15 protein-coding genes are annotated in these 17,871 nt (G+C 67.7%); 7 read left to right on the top strand and 8 right to left on the bottom strand.

What is annotated here, in order from left to right; translation table 11 throughout:
• Window position 1 precedes the first annotated feature (1 nt).
• Genes xdhA through guaD form a run of 4 tightly spaced genes read left to right on the top strand, consistent with a single transcriptional unit; the run spans window position 2 to window position 6,116 of the window.
• Window positions 2–1,450, top strand: a complete 1,449-nt coding sequence (xdhA, locus tag ABV408_RS09200) for a xanthine dehydrogenase small subunit (RefSeq protein ID WP_353982094.1) — start codon at window positions 2–4, stop codon at window positions 1,448–1,450.
• Window positions 1,434–3,875 carry a xanthine dehydrogenase molybdopterin binding subunit gene (xdhB, locus tag ABV408_RS09195; protein WP_353982093.1) on the top strand — a complete coding sequence of 814 codons (2,442 nt, stop codon included), beginning with the start codon at window positions 1,434–1,436 and terminating at the stop codon, window positions 3,873–3,875. Before xdhA ends, xdhB begins: the two co-directional genes overlap by 17 nt.
• Window positions 3,872–4,765, top strand: a complete 894-nt coding sequence (gene xdhC, locus ABV408_RS09190) for a xanthine dehydrogenase accessory protein XdhC (protein WP_353982092.1) — start codon at window positions 3,872–3,874, stop codon at window positions 4,763–4,765. The genes xdhB and xdhC overlap by 4 nt, the downstream gene beginning before the upstream one ends.
• Before the next feature lie 16 nt (window positions 4,766–4,781).
• Window positions 4,782–6,116, top strand: coding sequence for a guanine deaminase (gene guaD, locus ABV408_RS09185; RefSeq protein WP_353982091.1), 1,335 nt, complete (start codon window positions 4,782–4,784; stop codon window positions 6,114–6,116).
• 27 nt (window positions 6,117–6,143) lie between these two features.
• Here guaD and ABV408_RS09180 read toward each other — a convergent pair whose 3' ends face one another.
• Together ABV408_RS09180 and ABV408_RS09175 are read right to left on the bottom strand one after the other, a co-directional pair.
• Window positions 6,144–7,109: a hydroxymethylglutaryl-CoA lyase gene (locus ABV408_RS09180; protein WP_353982090.1), complete on the bottom strand. Its 966-nt coding sequence runs from the start codon at window positions 7,107–7,109 to the stop codon at window positions 6,144–6,146.
• Window positions 7,109–8,311 carry a CoA transferase gene (locus tag ABV408_RS09175; protein ID WP_353982089.1) on the bottom strand — a complete coding sequence of 401 codons (1,203 nt, stop codon included), beginning with the start codon at window positions 8,309–8,311 and terminating at the stop codon, window positions 7,109–7,111. The genes ABV408_RS09180 and ABV408_RS09175 overlap by 1 nt, the downstream gene beginning before the upstream one ends.
• 186 nt (window positions 8,312–8,497) lie before the next feature.
• Here ABV408_RS09175 and ABV408_RS09170 point away from each other — a divergent pair, with 186 nt between their 5' ends.
• Window positions 8,498–9,448, top strand: coding sequence for a LysR family transcriptional regulator (locus tag ABV408_RS09170; RefSeq protein ID WP_353982088.1), 951 nt, complete (start codon window positions 8,498–8,500; stop codon window positions 9,446–9,448).
• A 5-nt stretch (window positions 9,449–9,453) separates the two neighbouring features.
• Here ABV408_RS09170 and ABV408_RS09165 read toward each other — a convergent pair whose 3' ends face one another.
• The 4 genes from ABV408_RS09165 to ABV408_RS09150 all read right to left on the bottom strand — a co-directional run bounded on the left by ABV408_RS09165 (window position 9,454) and on the right by ABV408_RS09150 (window position 13,825).
• A complete protein-coding gene (locus ABV408_RS09165; RefSeq protein WP_353982087.1) occupies window positions 9,454–10,860 on the bottom strand; it encodes a mannose-1-phosphate guanylyltransferase/mannose-6-phosphate isomerase in 1,407 nt (468 codons plus the stop codon).
• A 103-nt stretch (window positions 10,861–10,963) separates the two neighbouring features.
• Window positions 10,964–12,319, bottom strand: coding sequence for a UDP-glucose/GDP-mannose dehydrogenase family protein (locus ABV408_RS09160; RefSeq protein ID WP_353982086.1), 1,356 nt, complete (start codon window positions 12,317–12,319; stop codon window positions 10,964–10,966).
• Window positions 12,320–12,786: 467 nt separating this feature from the next.
• Complete coding sequence (locus ABV408_RS09155) at window positions 12,787–13,011, bottom strand: hypothetical protein (protein WP_353982085.1); 225 nt, start codon at window positions 13,009–13,011, stop codon at window positions 12,787–12,789.
• 433 nt (window positions 13,012–13,444) lie between these two features.
• Window positions 13,445–13,825 carry a histone-like nucleoid-structuring protein, MvaT/MvaU family gene (locus ABV408_RS09150; RefSeq protein WP_353982084.1) on the bottom strand — a complete coding sequence of 127 codons (381 nt, stop codon included), beginning with the start codon at window positions 13,823–13,825 and terminating at the stop codon, window positions 13,445–13,447.
• A gap of 401 nt (window positions 13,826–14,226) precedes the next feature.
• Here ABV408_RS09150 and ABV408_RS09145 point away from each other — a divergent pair, with 401 nt between their 5' ends.
• Entirely contained in the window at window positions 14,227–15,138 is a 912-nt protein-coding gene (locus ABV408_RS09145; protein ID WP_353982083.1) for an N-acetylmuramoyl-L-alanine amidase, read from the top strand.
• On the opposite strand, the gene ABV408_RS09140 is transcribed toward ABV408_RS09145, so the two are convergent.
• On the bottom strand, window positions 15,092–15,640 hold the full coding sequence (locus ABV408_RS09140; protein ID WP_353982081.1) for an XRE family transcriptional regulator: 549 nt from the start codon (window positions 15,638–15,640) through the stop codon (window positions 15,092–15,094). The two genes, ABV408_RS09145 and ABV408_RS09140, sit on opposite strands and share 47 nt — an antisense overlap.
• A gap of 141 nt (window positions 15,641–15,781) precedes the next feature.
• On the opposite strand from ABV408_RS09140, the gene ABV408_RS09135 reads away from it, so the two are divergent.
• Window positions 15,782–16,966, top strand: a complete 1,185-nt coding sequence (locus ABV408_RS09135) for a benzoate/H(+) symporter BenE family transporter (protein ID WP_353982080.1) — start codon at window positions 15,782–15,784, stop codon at window positions 16,964–16,966.
• Here the strand turns inward: ABV408_RS09135 and ABV408_RS09130 are convergent.
• Window positions 16,963–17,829, bottom strand: a complete 867-nt coding sequence (locus tag ABV408_RS09130) for a transglutaminase family protein (protein WP_353982079.1) — start codon at window positions 17,827–17,829, stop codon at window positions 16,963–16,965. The two genes, ABV408_RS09135 and ABV408_RS09130, sit on opposite strands and share 4 nt — an antisense overlap.
• Between the last annotated feature and the right edge of the window lie 42 nt (window positions 17,830–17,871).

The raw sequence follows: 17,871 nt of genomic DNA, 5'->3' as shown, positions 1-17,871 counted from the left end.
GATGATCGAATTCTTCCTCAACGGCCAACGCCAGTGCGTGGAGGCTGCGCCAGACACCAGCGTGCTGACATTGCTGCGCGAGACCCTGGGTCACTGCGGCACCAAGGAGGGCTGCGCCTCGGGCGACTGCGGCGCCTGCACCGTGGCGATCGCCGAGCCCGACTCGCAGCCGCCCGCGACGTGGCGCACCGCCAACGCCTGTATCACGCCGGCGCACCAGCTCCAGGGCTGCCATCTGGTCACGGTGGAGGGGCTGGCACGAGGAGAGGCGTTGCATCCGGCCCAGGCCGCCATGGTCGAGTGGCACGCCAGTCAGTGCGGCTTCTGTACCCCCGGCATCGTAATGTCGCTGTTCGCCTTGCACGAGTCGCGCCGCCAGACGCCCGGCTCCCCGCTCGCTCCCCAGACGCTGGAAGCCGCGTTGGGCGGCAATCTGTGCCGCTGCACCGGCTACCGCCCGATCCGCGATGCCGCCCACGCCATGGCCGCGCAGCCCGACAGCCGCCCGAGCTGGGCCGACGACCCCGAACTGGAGACGGCCTGGCGCGCACTCGGTCGCGCCAGCCACGCCACGCACTACCACACGCCGCAGCACCTGGCCGAGCTCATGCAACTGCGTCGCGAACATCCGCAGGCGCCGCTGGTGGCCGGCGCCACCGATTTGTGGCTCGGCGCTACCCAACGGCTCGAACAGTGGCCTGTGGTGATCGATCTCAGCCAGGTCGCCGAGCTGCGCCGCATCGAGGCAGAGGACAAGGGGTGGTGGATCGGTGCGGCGGTCACCTACCGCGAGTGGGAGCCACTGCTGCAGACCCACTACACCGCCTTCGCCCATCTGCTCGAACGCCTCGGCTCGGCCCAGATTCGTCACCGCGCCACGATCGGCGGCAATATCGCCAACGCCTCGCCCATCGGCGACACCCCGCCGGTACTGCTGGCACTCGAGGCGCGGCTGAGACTGGCCGGCCCCGAGGGCGAACGCGAACTGCCGCTCTCGGCGTTCTTCCTCGACTATCGCAAGACCGCCCTGCGCCCGGGCGAGTGCATCGCCGCCATCTGGCTGCCGCGCCCCGAGGATGGCGCACAGCTGCGGGTATGGAAACTTTCCAAGCGTCGCGAGGACGACATCTCGACCCTGCTCGGCGCTTTCCACTGGCGTCAGACCGGGGAGCGTCTGCACGACGTGCGCGTGGCCTTCGGCGGCATGGCGGCGACCCCGCTGCGGTTGCCCACGGTGGAGGCCGCACTCGAAGGCCAACCGGCCACGGTGGCGACCTTCGCCGACGCCAAGCGCGCTCTGCGCGCGGCGCTGACGCCGCTGGACGACGTGCGCGGCTCCGCCGACTATCGCCTGACCGCCGCCGTCAACCTGCTCGAGCGCTGGGCGCTGACCCTCGACCCGAGCCGCGACGATACTCAGGAGGTGGCGCTCGATGCGTACGCTCACTAAACGTCTGCAGGCGGGTCACTCCAGCGCCGAGGCGCGTCCGCAGGCGCCCGCCGCCGAGGCCCCGGTGCAGGGCGACGAGCCGCTGGCGCGGGAGGCCATCGACCCCACCCCCGCCGCGGCACGCCACCCTCAGGCCCCGCGCCACGAAAGCGCGGTCAAGCATGTCACCGGTCGCGCCCACTATATCGATGACCTCCCCGCACCGGCAGGGGCGCTGCATGCCATGGTCGGCTTGAGCGAGGTCGCCCACGGCACGCTGCTCAGACTCGATCTCGATGCCGTGGCCCGTAGCCCCGGAGTGGTCGACGTCATCAGCGCCGGCGACATCCCCGGCCATCGCGATATCGGCCCGGTCTTCCCCGGTGACCCGCTGTTCGCCGAGACCCGCGTAAGTTACGTCGGCCAGCCGCTGTTCGCGGTGGCTGCCACCAGCTATGCCGCGGCACGCCGTGCGGTGCGCGCCGCCGTGGTCGAGATCGAAGCGCTGACGCCACGCTTCGATGCGGTCGCCGCCGCCGCGGCCAGTGAGCTCGTGCGCCCCTCCCACCGCCAGATCGGCGGAGACTGGACCCAGGCGCTGGCACAAGCGCCTCACGTGCTGGAGGCGAACCAGTTCGTCGGCGGCCAGGAGCACTTCTATCTCGAGGGGCAGGCGTGCCTGGTCATCCCCAGCGAAGACGAGGGCGTGACCGTCTACACCTCTAACCAGCACCCCAGTGAAACCCAGAAGCTGGTCGCCGAGGTGCTCGACATCCCGTTCCATGCGGTGACGGTGGAGAACCGGCGCATGGGCGGCGGCTTCGGCGGCAAGGAGACCCAGGCCGCGCCCTGGGCGTGCATGGCGGCACTGCTCGCCCGGCGCAACGGACGCGCGGTGCGCCTGCGCCTGCCCCGGGCGGAAGACACCCGCGCCACCGGCAAGCGCCATCCGTTCCACAACCGCTACCGCCTGGGCATCGACGACGACGGCGTGATCCTCGGCGGCGACATCGAGCTGATCGGCGACTGCGGCCACTCGCCGGATCTCTCCGAGGCGGTGGTCGACCGCGCCATGTTCCACGCCGACAACGCCTATTCGCTGGGCGCGGCACGCGTCACCGGCCACCGCGCGCGCACCCACACGGCCTCCAACACCGCCTTTCGCGGCTTCGGTGGCCCCCAGGGGATGATGATCATCGAGCGCGCCATGGACGATATCGCCCGCCATCGCGGCGAGGACCCACTGACCATCCGCCAGCGCAATCTCTATCGCCCAGGCCGCGAAACCACCCACTACGGCCAGCGCGTCGACCAGCACCCGCTGCTGCACCACGTGGTCGAACGCCTGACCCAGAGCAGCGACTACTGGCAGCGCCGCGAGGCAATCACGACGTTCAACCGCCAGAGTCCGGTGATCAAGCGTGGACTGGCGCTGACGCCGGTCAAGTTCGGTATCTCCTTCACTGCCAAGCATCTCAACCAGGCCGGCGCCCTGCTCCACGTCTATACCGACGGCAGCGTGATGATCAATCACGGCGGCACCGAGATGGGCCAGGGTCTGCATACCAAGATATGCCAGGTGGTGGCGCGGGAGCTGGGGCTCGAGCTGGCGGCGGTGCGGATCAGCGCCACGCGCACCGACAAGGTACCCAACACCTCACCCACCGCGGCCTCCAGTGGCGCCGATCTCAACGGCATGGCGGCGCGCGACGCCGCCATCCAGGTGCGTCGGCGGCTGCTCGACTTCGCTGCCGAGCACTACCAGTGGGACCGCGAGGGGCTGACGCTGCAGCAGGGCGCGCTAGTCGCCGGTGACGGCGATGCCGGCCATCGGGTCGCCTGGGGCGAGCTGATCCAGGCCGCCTACCTGGCCCGGGTCTCGCTCTCGGCCACCGGCTTCTACGCCACGCCGCTGATCCACTACGACCGCGACAGCGGCCAGGGGCGCCCGTTCTACTACTTCGCCTACGGCGCCGCGGTGAGCGAGGTGCGCGTGGACACCCTGAGCGGCGAGTACCGGGTCGAGCGCGTCGACGTGCTCCACGACGTCGGCGACTCGCTCAACCCGGCCATCGACCGCGGCCAGGTGGAGGGGGGATTCATCCAAGGGATGGGCTGGCTGACCAGCGAGGAGCTGAAGTGGAACGCCGAGGGCCGCCTGCTCAGCGACGGCCCGGCGACCTACAAGATTCCCACCTTCGGCGACCTGCCACCGGTGTTCAACGTCGAGCTGCTGGAGGGCCACCCCAACTCCCAGGCCAGCCTCTACCGCTCCAAGGCGGTGGGTGAGCCGCCGTTCATGCTGGCGATCTCGGTGTGGTCGGCGCTGCGCGACGCCCTGGCCAGCCTGGTCGACTACCGCGAGAGCCCCGACCTGGATACGCCAGCCACACCCGAGCGCGTGCTGCTGGCGGCCGAGGCCCTGCGCCGGCGAGGCGCTCCATGACCCCCGCAGCCGACGGCATCGCGGCCGGATGGGCACCGGAGCCCTGGCATGCGGCGCTCCATCGCCTGCAGCAGGTAGGCGAGCCCCACGTGCTGGCGAGCATCGTCGCCGCCAGCGGCTCGACCCCGCGGGAGCCCGGGGCGAAACTGGTCGTCACGGCGGAACAGGTGATCGATACCCTGGGTGGCGGCCACTTCGAACAGCAGGTGATCGCGCTGGCGCGGGAAGCGCTGGCGACGCCGTCCGCCACGCCGCAGACGCGTCTGGAGACCTTCGTTCTCGGCGCCCGCTCGGGCCAGTGCTGCGGCGGCTGCGTGCAGGTGCTGATCGAGCATTTCCCCGGCGCCGAGCAGCGTCTGAGCCTGTTCGGCGCCGGCCACGTGGGCAAGGCGCTGGTCGCCCTACTGGCACCGCTGCCGTGGCGGATCGATTGGTTCGACAGCCGCGCCACGGCGTTCGAGGGTGTCGCCGGCGGCCCCCGGGTGCACTGCCACACGGTCGATGCCGACGCTTCGGACGCCGCGCTGGCGGGGCTGGTCGGAGACGGCCACGTGCTGATCATGACCCACGACCACGCCCTCGACCGCCGGCTGGTGGCTGCCCTGGCGCCGCGTGACGATCTCGCCTCGCTGGGGCTGATCGGCTCGGCCAGCAAGTGGTCGAGCTTCCGCGCGGCGCTGGGACGGGCCGGGCTCGGCGAATCCGAGCTCAGCCGGGTGCGCTGCCCCATCGGGCTCGCCGCCAGCGCCGCCAAGCGCCCCCAGGAGATTGCCATCAGCGTCGCCGCCGAGCTGCTGGCGCTCTCCACGCCGCCCGCTGTGGCGGACGACGATCACCATCGCGGCATTCCTGCGGCCACGCTGCGGGATGCCTTCCCCTCCGCCCGCTGACGATGACCTTGCCACCATGACCCACTCGCACCGACTGCTCCGCGGCGCCCTGTTCACCTGCCTCGACGATCCCGGCGAGGACAACACCCCGCTGCCCGATACCACGCGCTATCTCGAGGATGGCGCGATCTGGATCGTCGACGGGAATATCCACGCCGTCGACGACTACGCCGCGCTGGCCGCCCGGCTGCCGCCGGAGATCGAGGTGGTCGACTACCGCGGCAAGCTGATGATGCCGGGCTTCATCGATAGTCATGTCCACTATGTGCAGCTCGATATCATGGCCTCCTACGGCCACCAGCTGCTCGACTGGCTCAACGACTACACCTTTCCCGCCGAATGCCGCTTCGCCGATGCCGAGCACGCCCGGCAATCCGCGGAGCGTTTCCTCGACGAGCTGCTACGCGCCGGCACCACCACCGCCCAGGTGTTCTGCTCGTCGCATCCGATCTCGGTCGACAGCTTCTTCGGTGCCGCCCAGCGACGTCGGCTGCGCATGCTCGCCGGCAAGGTCCTGATGGACCGCCACGCCCCCGCGGCGCTCACCGACGATACCCTCGGCGGGGTGCGCGACAGCGAGCGGCTGATCGCCGACTGGCATGGCCGCGACCGCCTCGCCTACACCTTGACGCCGCGCTTCGCCCCGACCTCCACCCGCGAGCAGCTCGACGCCGTAGGCGGCGTGCTGCGCAGCGCGCCGGACCTCTACCTGCAGACCCACCTGTCGGAGAACCGCGGCGAGATCGCCTGGGTCGCCGAACTCTTCCCGGAGCGGCGCGACTATCTCGACGTCTATGAACACTACGGGCTGGTGGGTCCGCGCAGTACCTTCGCCCACGGTATCCATCTGGATGACGGGCAGCGCCGCCGCCTGGCCGAGCCGGGTGCCAACATCGCCTTCTGCCCGACCTCGAATCTGTTCCTCGGCAGCGGGCTGATGGATCGTCTGGCCTGCCGCGACGCCGGTCTGGCCACCTCGCTGGCCAGCGACGTCGGCGCCGGCACCTCGCTTTCGGGTTTCGGCACCCTGCAGGGGGCGTATCAGGTGGGGGCGCTGCTGGGCCAGCCGCTGACCGGCTGGCAGGGGTTCTATCGGCTGACGCTGGGCAACGCCCGTGCGCTGCATCTGGCGGACAAGATCGGCAGCCTGCAGCCCGGCTACGAGGCCGATATCGTGGTGCTCGATCCGGACGCCACGCCGCTGCTGTCACGCCGCCTGAGCTGTGCCACGACGCTGGCCGAGCGCCTGTTCGCGCTGATGATGCTGGGTGACGACCGCACCGTGGCCGCCACCTGGGCCAACGGGCAGCCGCTGCATGTGCGCGATGCCGCGACCGTGGGCAGCGACTGAGTCGCGCCGTCGGCGCCTCCCGCCGCGCTAGGCGCCGCCCGCCGGCAGTGGATAGCGCCGCTCGGCGGTGCCGGCCTTGACCACCTGGCCGGGCACCGCATGGCCGACCATCCCCGGCAGCGTCTCGGCCACGGCGAGCAGGCGCGACAGATCGACGCCGGTCTCCACGCCCATCTGGGCGAACATGTGGGCCAGATCCTCGGTGCAGACATTACCGCTGGCCCCCGGCGCAAAGGGGCAGCCGCCCAGGCCACCCAGGGCAGCGTCGAAGCGCGTCACCCCCTGCTGCCAAGCGCTGAAGGCGTTGACCAGCCCCATCCCGCGGGTGTCATGCACGTGCAGCGTCAGCGGCAGCCACGGCCAGCGCGCCAGCACTGCACCGCACAGGGTCGCGACCTGCTGCGGATTGGCCATGCCGGTGGTGTCGCACAGGCTGATGCCCTGTATGCCCAGCGCCAGCAGGCGCTCGATGATCTCCATCACCCGCCGCTGCGCCACCGCGCCCTCGAACGGGCAGCCGAAGGCGGTGGAGATCGAGGCATTGACCCGGACCCCGCTGCCGCGGGTAATCTCGACAATCCCGGCGAAGCGCGCCAGCGACTGCTCGGCGCTCATGCGCAGATTGGCGCGGCCGTGGCTGTCGCTGGCGGAGAGCACCAGATTGATCTCGTCGACACCCACCGCCAGGGCACGCTCGGCGCCCTTCTCGTTGGGCACCAGGACCGCGTAGTCGACCCCGGCGACGCGCTCGATCCCCTGCATCACCGCCTCGGCATCGCGCAGCGTGGGAATCGCTTTGGGTGAGGTGAAGGATGTCGCCTCGATCTTGGCCACCCCGGTACGCGACAGCGCATCGATCCAGCGGATCTTCTCCTCCGTGGGTACGAACCGGGTCTCGATCTGCAGGCCGTCGCGGGGCGCCACCTCGTTGAGCGTCACCCGCTCGCTGCCCCGCGGCATGCCGCCGGTCGGTGTCAGTGTGTCACGAGCCATCAGATCACCCCCCGCTCGCGCATCTTGGCCTGGGTCTCGCGGTCGATGCCGAGCTCGTCGAGTACGTCCTGGGTGTGCTGTCCCAGCGCCGGGCCGCCACCGTGGATACGCCCCGGCGTGCGACTCAGCTTGGGCAGCACGCCGGGCACCTTGAGTTCGGCGCCGTCATCCAGGCGCACGCGCGCGATCATTTCACGCGCCAGATAGTGCGGGTCGGCGACGATATCCTCGGCGGTATAGGGATACCCCACCGGTACATGGGCATTCTCGAGGGTGTCCAGGACCTGATCCCGCGGATGCTGGCGGGTCCACGCCTCGATCGCACCGTCGATCAGTTCGGCGTGCCGGCTGCGGCCATCGTTGTGGGCGAAACGCGGGTCAGCGGCCAGATCGCCACGCCCGATCGCCTGCATCAGCCGCTTGAAGATACTGTCACCGTTGCCGGCGATCAGCACGTACTCGCCGCCGGCACAGCGATAGGCGTTGGAGGGGGTGATACCGGGCAGCGCGCTGCCGGCGGGCTCGCGCACCACGCCGGCGGCGTCGTACTCGGGCAGCAGGCTCTCCATCATGGCGAAGACCGACTCGTAGAGGGCGACGTCGATATACTGGCCGCGACCGCTGCGCTGGCGCTCCTGCAGCGCCAGCAGCGCGCCGATCACGCCGTAGAGCGCCGACAGTGAGTCGCCGATGCTGATGCCGACCCGCACCGAGGGCTGGTCCGGGTGGCCGGAGAGATAGCGCAGGCCGCCCATGGCTTCACCGATCACGCCAAAGCCCGGGCGATCGCGGTAGGGGCCGGTCTGGCCATAGCCGGAGATGCGCACCATGATCAGCCGCGGATTGAGCTCGCTCAGCGCCTCCCAGCCCAGATCCCACTGCTCCAGGGTGCCGGGGCGGAAGTTCTCGATCACGATATCCGCCTCCGCCACCAGCCGGCGCACCACCGACTGCCCCTCCGCCGTGCGCAGATCCAGCGCCAGCGAGCGCTTGTTGCGGGTCTGCACGTGCCACCACAGCGAAGTGCCGTCCTTCAGCACGCGCCATTTGCGCAGCGGGTCCCCCGTGCCGGGCGGTTCGATCTTGATCACGTCGGCGCCGAATTCGCCCAGCAGCTTGCTGGCAAAGGGGCCCGCGATCAGTTGCCCCAGTTCGATCACCTTGAGCCCGGCCAGAGCCTGGGCACCGTCGCTTACCGACATCGCCTTCTCCCATGATTGGCAGCGACAGGCGCAGGCACCATACAGGTTGGCGCGCGCCGGCCGCAGATGCCACTCAGCATGGCGTAGCCCAGCGGCGGCGACAATTGCGCAATCGTCAAGCAAGGCTTCGCCAAAGGCGAAAGCTGGGTTAGGCTCTGAGGCCCACCGTCAGCCTGCAGCCCGACCATGAAGCGACTCGATTTCACCACCCTGCGCCTGTTCATCGCCATTGCCGACTCGCACAGCCTGACCCGGGCGGCGGCGCGCGAGCACCTGGCGCTGGCAGCGGTGAGCAAGCGCATCAGCGACCTCGAGACGCAGCTCTCGACCACCCTGCTCTACCGCCGCCCGCGCGGCGTCGAGCTGACCCCGGCAGGCCATGCGCTGCTGCACCACGCGCGCCACATGCTGGATAGCCTCGACCATCTGACTGCGGATCTGAGCGAGTACAGCGTGGGCATACGCGGGCACGTGCGCATGCATGCCAACACCTCGGCGGTGATCGAGTTCCTGCCCGAGGACCTGAGCGACTTCACCTGGCGCTATCCGCAGATCCGCATCGACATGCAGGAGCGCCTGAGCCACGAGATCATCTCCGCGGTACGCGAAGGGCTCACCGATATCGGTATCTTCTCGGCGCATATCCCCGCCGGCGAGCTGCAGACCCGCGCCTATCGCCGCGACCGCCTGGCGCTGGTGACCGCCAGCGACCATCCGCTCGCCGGGCACGCCAGCATCGCCTTTGCCGAGACCCTGGATTACGACTTCATCGGGCTGGAGCAGGACTCCTCGCTGCACAGTCTGCTGCAGCAGGACGCCCAGCGCCTGAAGCGCGCGCTGCGCATGCGCATCCAGGTACGCAGTTTCGAGGGGATCTGCCGCATGATCGATCGCGGCATGGGAGTGGGCATTCTGCCGGCACGCGCGGTCTCGGCCTACCGCGGCAGCCTGTCGCTGGCGACGGTCCCGCTGAGCGACACCTGGGCCGAGCGCGAGCTGGTGATCGGCATGCGCGACTACGACTCGCTGCCGCTGATCGCGCGCGAGATGGTCGACCACTTGACCGCGGCCGCGGAGCGTAGCGGCGCCTCGAGCCAGGGCGAGGCACGCACCACCGCTACCGAGCCGCCGGCCTGACCCGCTCAGTCGCGCCGATAGACGTCGTCGAAGCGCTCGATGTCGTCCTCGCCCAGATAGCTGCCGCTCTGGATCTCGATCAGTTCGAGCGGGATCTTGCCCGGGTTCTCGAGCCGGTGCACCACCCCCAGCGGGATATAGGTGGACTGGTTCTCGGTCAGCAGGAAGGTCTCGTCGCCACAGGTCACCCGAGCGGTGCCGCACACCACCACCCAGTGCTCTGCCCGATGGAAATGCTGCTGCAGCGAGAGGCGCCCGCCCGGCGCCACGCAGATATGCTTGACCTGGTAGCGCGCGGCGCGATGCACGCCATCGTAGCTGCCCCAGGGGCGATGCACGCGACGGTGGAGATCCCACTCGCTGCGGTTGTCGCGCTTGAGCGCCGCGGCGATCCGCTTGACCTCCTGGGCCTGCTCGCGATGGGTCACCAGCACCGCATCCGGGGTCTCCACGATCAGCAGGTCGTCGACCCCCACTGCCGTGACCAGGCGGCTCTCGGCGCGGATCAGACTGCCGTGCACATCCTCGGTGATGACGTCGCCACTGAGCGCATTGCCCGCGGCATCCTTGTCGGCGATCTCCCACAGCGCCTGCCACGAACCGACATCGGACCAGCCGGCGTCGAGCGCCACCACGCAGCCCTCGGCGGTATTCTCCATCACCGCGAAGTCCACCGACTCGGTTTCGCAGGCGGCGAAGGGCGCCGGTGCCACGCGCAGGAAATCGAGATCCGACTGGCGCGCTTCCCAGGCGGCGGTCACCGCATCGAGCATGTCCGGACGGTGCGCCCCCAGCTCCTCCAGATAACGGTCGGCGCGCATCAGGAACATGCCGCTGTTCCACAGATAGCGGCCGCTGGCGAGATAGGCTTCGGCGGTCGCGGCGTCGGGCTTCTCGACGAAACGCTGGATCGGCACCGCCAGCTCCGCGCTCGGCGGCTCGCTCGCCTCGATATAGCCATAGCCGATCTCGGCGCGGGTCGGCATCACCCCGAAGGTCACCAGCCGGCCCTGGCGGGCCGCCGCCTGGGCCGGCCCCAGCGCCTCGCGCAGCGCCTCGGGGTCACGAATGGCGTGGTCCGCCGGCAGCACCAGCAGCATGGCGTCGGGGTCGCGCACCATCGCCTGCAGCGCGGCCAGGGCAATGGCCGGCGCGGTATTGCGCGGCGCCGGTTCGAGCAGAATCTCTGCGCGCCAGCCGGCCTCGCGCAGCTGCTCGGCGACCACGAAGCGGTGCGCCTCCTGGCAGACCACGATAGGATCGGCGGGCTCGATGCTGGCAAAGCGATCCAGGGTCTCGAGCAGCATGCTGCGCGGCCCCACCACGGGTAGGAACTGCTTGGGAAAGCTTGCCCGCGACATCGGCCACAGCCGGGTACCGGCGCCGCCGGCAAGCACCACGGGGATCAACATGCGCTGGCGTCCTTACTGGGTCGATAACCGAACGGTCGATAGATGAGCGCTCTCGGTGCAGATCTCATCTGGCCTGCACCGAGATCATCGCGGCGTACCGCTTTCACCGCGCGCGCGGCGCCTTCTGATCGAGCGAGTCGCCGCGTCCCACGGCAAAGTAGAGCAGCCCGGCGTCGCGCACCGCCGCCGGATCGAACAGATTGCGACCGTCGACGATCACTGGCGTGGCGAGTGCCTGCTTGAGCTGGCCGAAATCCACCGTGCGGAACGACTTCCACTCGGTGCAGATGACCAGCGCATCGGCCCCCACCACGGCCTCGTCACGGGCGTCGACCAGGGTGAGATCGTCGCGCTCGCCGTAGAGCCGGGCACACTCCTCCATCGCTTCAGGGTCGAAGGCGCGCACCTTGGCACCGGCGGCCCACAGCGCCTCCATCAGCGCCCGGCTCGGCGCCTCGCGCATGTCGTCGGTATTGGGTTTGAACGCCAGCCCCCAGATCGCCACCACCTTGCCCGCCAGGGCGCCATCGAACGCCTGTTCCAGCTTGGCGAACAGGGTGGCCTTCTGACGCTCGTTGACCGCTTCCACCGCTTCCAGCAGCTGTGCCGGATAACCGATCTGTGCCGCGGTGCGCGACAGCGCCTGGACATCCTTGGGAAAGCAGGAGCCGCCGTAGCCGCAGCCCGGATAGATGAAGTGATAGCCGATGCGCGGGTCACTGCCGATCCCCCGGCGTACGTTCTCGACATCGGCGCCGAGGCGCTCGGCCAGGTTGGCGATCTCGTTCATGAAGCTGATCTTGGTCGCCAGCATGGCGTTGGCCGCATACTTGGTCAGCTCGGCGCTGCGCACGTCCATGAACATCAGCTTCTCGGCGCGCCGGTTGTAAGGCGCATAGCACTCGCGCATGAGCGCCTTGACGCGTTCGGCGTCGGTCCCCACCACGATCCGCGCGCCGTGGGTGAAGTCCTCGATCGCCGCGCCCTCCTTGAGGAATTCGGGGTTGGAGCAGACATCGAACGACAGCTCGACGCCACGCCCGGCGAGGGTCTCGGCGATCGCCTCGTGCACGCGATCGGCGGTGCCCACGGGCACGGTGGATTTATCGACCACCACCTTGTAGGCGTCCATATGCTCGCCGATCGAGCGCGCCACCGCGAGCACGTACTGCAGATCGGCGCTGCCATCCTCATCCGGCGGCGTGCCCACGGCGATGAACTGCAGCGTGCCGAACGCCACCGCCTCGCGGACATCGGTGGTGAAGGTCAGCCGCCCATGGGTCACGTTCTCGGTGACCAGCGCTTCCAGCCCGGGCTCGTAGATCGGAATCTCGCCACGCTTGAGCCGCGCGACCTTGTGTTCATCGATATCCATGCACATGACGTCGTGGCCAGCATCCGCCAGACAGGCCCCCGTGACCAGGCCAACGTAGCCCGTGCCGAAAATCGTGATTCGCATTGCGGTTCCTTCGACTTCGAATGAGAGCGCCCGAGCGTCGCGATACTTCTCTCGTGCGACGGCCACCGAGCACAGGATAACTGGTGCCAATGGTAAAGGGTTTTGGCCCTCGTGGCGCGCTCCGAAAAGATCAAAAACGCCAGCCGCCGCCTGCCCGGCCCACGCTATCGGTGGCTTGACGACGCCACGTCATAGCACGCCGGACGAGGCTTGATCAGCAGGCAATGGTTTACTGATAAGCAGACGCTGGCATGCTTAAAACTACGAGGCAAGAGTATAAAACGCCACCTGACGTCGCGAAATGCTTTAATTCGCGATAATCGCATGTGCGAACTTCGGCAAAAGATTTCGCAGCCCATATTTTTACATAACGCGACGCTACGTCCTCACATAACGCAACGCTACGTTGCCAGGCGGAAACAGGGCAGAATGACAACCGTCAGGCTTAAAAGCGTTACCACCGGAATTCAAGAAAGATGTTTCAGCCGAGTCAGCGTCGTCAGCATATCGAGCACACACTGCTGACTCAGCGCATATTCCGACATCAGCGCGTGGAGGCGATCTTCGAACCGTGGGCGTTCATCGACGGGGGGCGCAGAGGCCTGACGTGAACCACCATCGAGCTCTCGTAGCGCCTGCGCGAAAGCGTCATCCAATTCTCGGAACTTACGGAGTTTATCGCGTTCGTTCATGTGTTGGCGTGGCATAGAGTAACGATCGTTGGCTGCAGTGGCCAGACACCGTCAGGTGTAGGCAGTTAGGAGAAATGACCTGAACAGGAATGCACCTGTGACGGCCGGGCGAACCACTCTAGACAGGGCCGCACAGGGCCCAGCAACAGGCTTTCAGCGGGTCGTCGAAAAGCATAGCGGAATTCTGCCGCGAAATCATCTACCGCGTAGACGTCCTAAATGGCACTCGCCCCAGCGCTCAACCGATCGACAAGGATGCGGCAAGGTCTTGGAAAGGCACGACGACATTCGAGGGCGCAACAACAAAGAGCGCCCACCCTAGGGGGTAGACGCTCTTTCGACGCTCTTTCTATGGTGATCTGATCGAGCCCGGCAAGTGTCGCATCGGAAGACTATTCAGCCCCCTGCCACACTCGCCGGGCACCGAATCGGATCACTCTTCGGTGCGCACGACCCAGGATTCCACGGTATCGCCGCCGTGCTCTTCCTTCCACGCTTTCAGCGTCTTGTGGTTACCACCACGCGTCTCGACCACTTCACCCGTGTTGGGGTTCTTGTAGATCTTGAGCTTGCGTTTGCGGCGACCACCCGTGCTGGCGGGTTGAGCACTGCCGGCAGCAGCGCTGCTGGGGCGCGGGCTGAGCAGTTCGATGACGTCGGAGGTGGACTTACCATATTCCGCCATCAGGGCCTCGAGCTTCTCCTTGAATTCGAGCTCGGCCTTGAGGCGCTGGTCACCTTCCATACGCTTCAGCTCTTCTTCTAACTGCTTAAGGAGCTGTTCCTTTTTGACGTAGTCACTGAGAAGAGACATTCTGAGTTCCGTTGCAGATTGATTGGCCCTCACATTATTGCGCTAAAATCGTAATATGCAACCCTTTTGCAATGATATTTTTTTGCTTACCGCTGGTTAATAAGAGATCTACCGGATACCCATCGCGCAGCGCGGATAACGCAACTCGGGAAACGCCGTATAATGAACTTTCTCGTACCGGCTGAATCGATCAAACGGACCATTTGGTACGTATTCTTTTGCCGCGGGCAACATCCGTTCACTGCCCGACGCAGAGATGTGTCGTGGCCGCTACTCTAGCGCCTGCCACGCGCCCGAGCGGCTGACTGCCGCGAATGCCAGACATCGGCAACTCGGGAGCTGGCCCCGGTCACTCGCAGCATGGGAAACGACATACCGTGATATCTCAGAGATACAAAACCTTGCGCGCAGGTGCCGGGCGCCTTGGGCTCCTCGCTGCCCTGCTCTCCGTCATCGCCGGCTGTGCCAGTTCCGGCCTGGTACAGCGCGACGGCTATGTGGTCGATCGCCGCCAGCAATCGAGCGCGTTCAACGAGCGTGTGCGCTATGTGGTATTGCATTACACCGATTCCGAGGCGCCACGCGCACTAAAAACGCTGATGGGCCCCAAGGTCAGCGCCCACTATGTGGTCGCGCGCGCGCCGGAGCAGCGGGGTGGCAAACCGGTGGTATGGCAGCTGGTCGACGAGCAAAAGCGCGCCTGGCACGCCGGCGTCAGCGCCTGGGAGGACCGCACTCAGCTCAACGACTCATCGATCGGCATCGAGATCGTCAACCGTGGCCCGAGCGGCGACACCACGGCACAGCGCTGGGCGCCCTACTCCGAGAAACAGATCGCGGCCGTCATCGCGCTCGTCGGCGATATCCTCCGCCGCTATCGGCTGCCGCCCACGGCGGTCGTCGGCCACGCCGATATCGCCCCCGAACGCAAGATCGACCCGGGCCCGGCCTTCCCCTGGCAACGCCTCCACGCCGCCGGCATCGCCGCATGGCCGGATGCCGGCAGCGTCGCTCGTTATCGGCAACGTTTCGAGCGCTGCCCACCGACACTCGCTCAGTTGCAGCGCGCGCTGGCCGCTTACGGTTATGCGCTACCCGTCAGCGGCGAGCGCGACGCGCGGACCCAGGCGGTGCTGCGCGCCTTCCAGATGCACTTCCGAGCGTCGGATTACCGCGGCGAGCCCGATGTCGAGAGCGCGGCGACCGCCTGGGCGCTACTCGCCAAGTACCATCCCGAGGCGCTCGAGGATACGCGCCTGGCAACGCTCACATGCCCGCCGGATAGTGGATCAGATCGTGGATTCGCGCCCTAGGCGCATCGAGATTGCGGTAGGCATGGGGCCGGTCGGCGGCGAAGCGCATGGCATCGCCGGCCTCGAGACGATGCCACTGCCCTTCGATCGCCAGCTCCATGGCGCCCTCGATGACCACCACGTGTTCGACGATCCCCGGCGCATGGGCCGGCGACTCGCTGAACGTGCCCTGGGGAAGATCGATGACGAACATCTCGAATCCCAAGCCAGGGTCGAAGGCGAACAGCGGCAGCACTGTCATGCCGGAGGCATCCTGATGCCAGGGGATCGATGATCGACTGGCCGGGGTCAGGCCGGGCGCCAGAAAGTAACTCATCGGGACACGCAAGCCGCTGGCGATCTTCCACAGCGTGGCTACCGTAGGCGTCGACTCCCCGCGTTCGATCTGCCCCAGCATCGCCTTGCTCACACCGGTCTCCCGGGCGACGCCATCCAGGCTCAGCCGGCAGGCCTGACGACGCGCCTTGAGTCGCTCACCCAGGGCCGCGAGATCGGCTTCCATGGCCACTCCTATTTCAGTCACGTGGTGGTTCACACAGCATCTTCGGCAATGCGTACGTCGGAAGCAATGTACGTTATAGCGCACGTTGCTTCCGACTGACTCGTGCGTTATAACGCACAGACCTTCTTCGAGATCCCCGTCATGCCTCACTCCCACTTCTGGCGCGACAGCAGCCCCGCCCATATCACCGCCGGATTCGTCGCCGTGCTGGTCGGCTATAGCAGTTCAGCGATCATCATTTTCCAGGCCGCCGCCGCCGCGGGCGCCTCGCCGGAACAGATCGGGGCCTGGCTGAGCGCGCTGGGGTTAGCGATGGGTATCACCTCGATCGGACTCTCGCTGCGCTATCGTCAGCCGATTCTCACCGCCTGGTCGACACCTGGCGCCGCACTGCTCGCGGTCAGCCTGCCCGGCAGCTCGCTCAACGAAGCGATCGGGGTATTCATGTTCTGCGCCCTGCTGGTGCTGATCTGCGGCATCACCGGCTGGTTCGCGCGAATGATGCAGGTGATCCCGCAGTCGATCGCAGCGGCGATGCTGGCTGGCGTACTGCTGCGCTTTGGCCTCGATGCCTTCCTCTCGCTGGGCCACGAGTTCACCCTGGTGCTGGTGATGCTGGCGACCTATCTGATCGCCAAGCGCTGGCTGCCGCGCTACGCCATCCTGCTGGTGCTGGTACTGGGGCTCGGGTGCGCCGCCGCACTGGGCAAGGTCGATACCGCGGCGGCGCGCTGGTCGTTCGCGCTGCCGCTACCGGTCATGCCCCATGTCAGTCTCGCCAGCCTGCTCGGCATCGGCCTGCCGCTGTTCGTGGTCAGCATGGCCTCGCAGAACGCGCCCGGCGTCGCCACGCTGCGCGCCGCGGGCTACGACACCCCGATCTCGCCGCTGATGATCTGGACCGGGCTGGCCACGCTGCTACTGGCCCCCTTCGGGGCTTTCAGCGTATGTCTCGCCGCCATCACCGCGGCGATCTGCATGGGCAGCGACGTTCAAGCCGATCCGGCGCGCCGCTATCCGGCGGCGGTCTGGGCGGGGCTGTTCTATCTGCTCGCGGCGGTGTGCGGCGGCTCGATCGGCAGCCTGTTCGACGCCCTGCCGCGGGAGCTGGTGGTGGCCCTGGCCGGTCTGGCGCTGCTGCCGACCATCGCCAGCAGCCTGCACCGGGCACTGCGCGAGGAAGCCCAGCGCGAGCCGGCACTGATCACCTTCCTGGTCACCGGCTCCGGCGTGAGCCTGTTCGGCATCGGCGCGGCCTTCTGGGGGCTGGTCGCAGGCATGTTGGCTCTGGGTATCGCCGGTTTTCACCGCAGATCAAGAGTTTAGGCGGGATCAACAGCCAAAGGTTCCACATCCACCGCCACCTCGAGCGCATGCGAGCCGCCGCCGCTCATCACCCCTTTCAGGGGCGGCACGTCGCCGTAATCACGGCCCCAGCCGGTGATCAGATGCCGCTCGCCAGGCAGCGTGCCGTTGGTCGGATCGAACTCCAACCAGCCCCAGCCAGGCAGATAGAGCGCACTCCAGGCGTGGGAGGCGTCCGCACCCACCAACCGCGACTGTCCCGGCGGCGGTCGGGTTTCGAGATAGCCGCTGACGTAGCGCGCGGCGAGCCCCAGCGAACGCAGGCAGCCGATCATCAGATGGGCGAAGTCCTGGCACACGCCGCGGCGCGCCTCCAGCACCTCCAGCACCGGCGTCGCCAGCGTGGTGTAACCGGGATCGTAGACGAAACCTTCAAAGATGCGCTGGTTGAGTTCGGCGGCGGCCTCGAGCAGCGGTCGTCCCGGGGTGAAGCTGATGGCGGCGAAGTCGTGCAGCGCCGCATGGCGGGTGACGAACGGCGAATCGAGCTGATAGAGCCGGCACGCCACCCGCTCGCGGCTGGTCTCGCGCACCGCCTCCCAGGCGCCGACTGCCGGCGGCTGCGGGCGCGCGCCGGTGGTGAGGCAGGTTTCGGCGATCACCGTCAGGCTCTGATGCACCTCCTGGACGCTGAAATAGTTGACCTCATTGCCGAACACGTCGCGCCGCGTTTGCAGCACGGCCGGCGCCGGCGTCACCGTCAGGCGAGTCGGCTCGGGGTGCTGCCAGGTCAAGCGCCGCGGCGTCAGACGCGCCTCGTTATGGCATAGCGAGACCGAAGCCGCGTAGTCGTAACGGGTGCTGTGGCTGACACGATAGCGCATGACATCCCTTTCTCTCTCGCGCGTCACCCGCGACTCCTCTCT

This window comes from Salinicola endophyticus (genome assembly GCF_040536835.1).
GTDB classification, from domain to species: Bacteria; Pseudomonadota; Gammaproteobacteria; order Pseudomonadales; family Halomonadaceae; genus Salinicola; species Salinicola endophyticus_A.
This window is presented reverse-complemented; position numbering and strand designations above follow the sequence as displayed.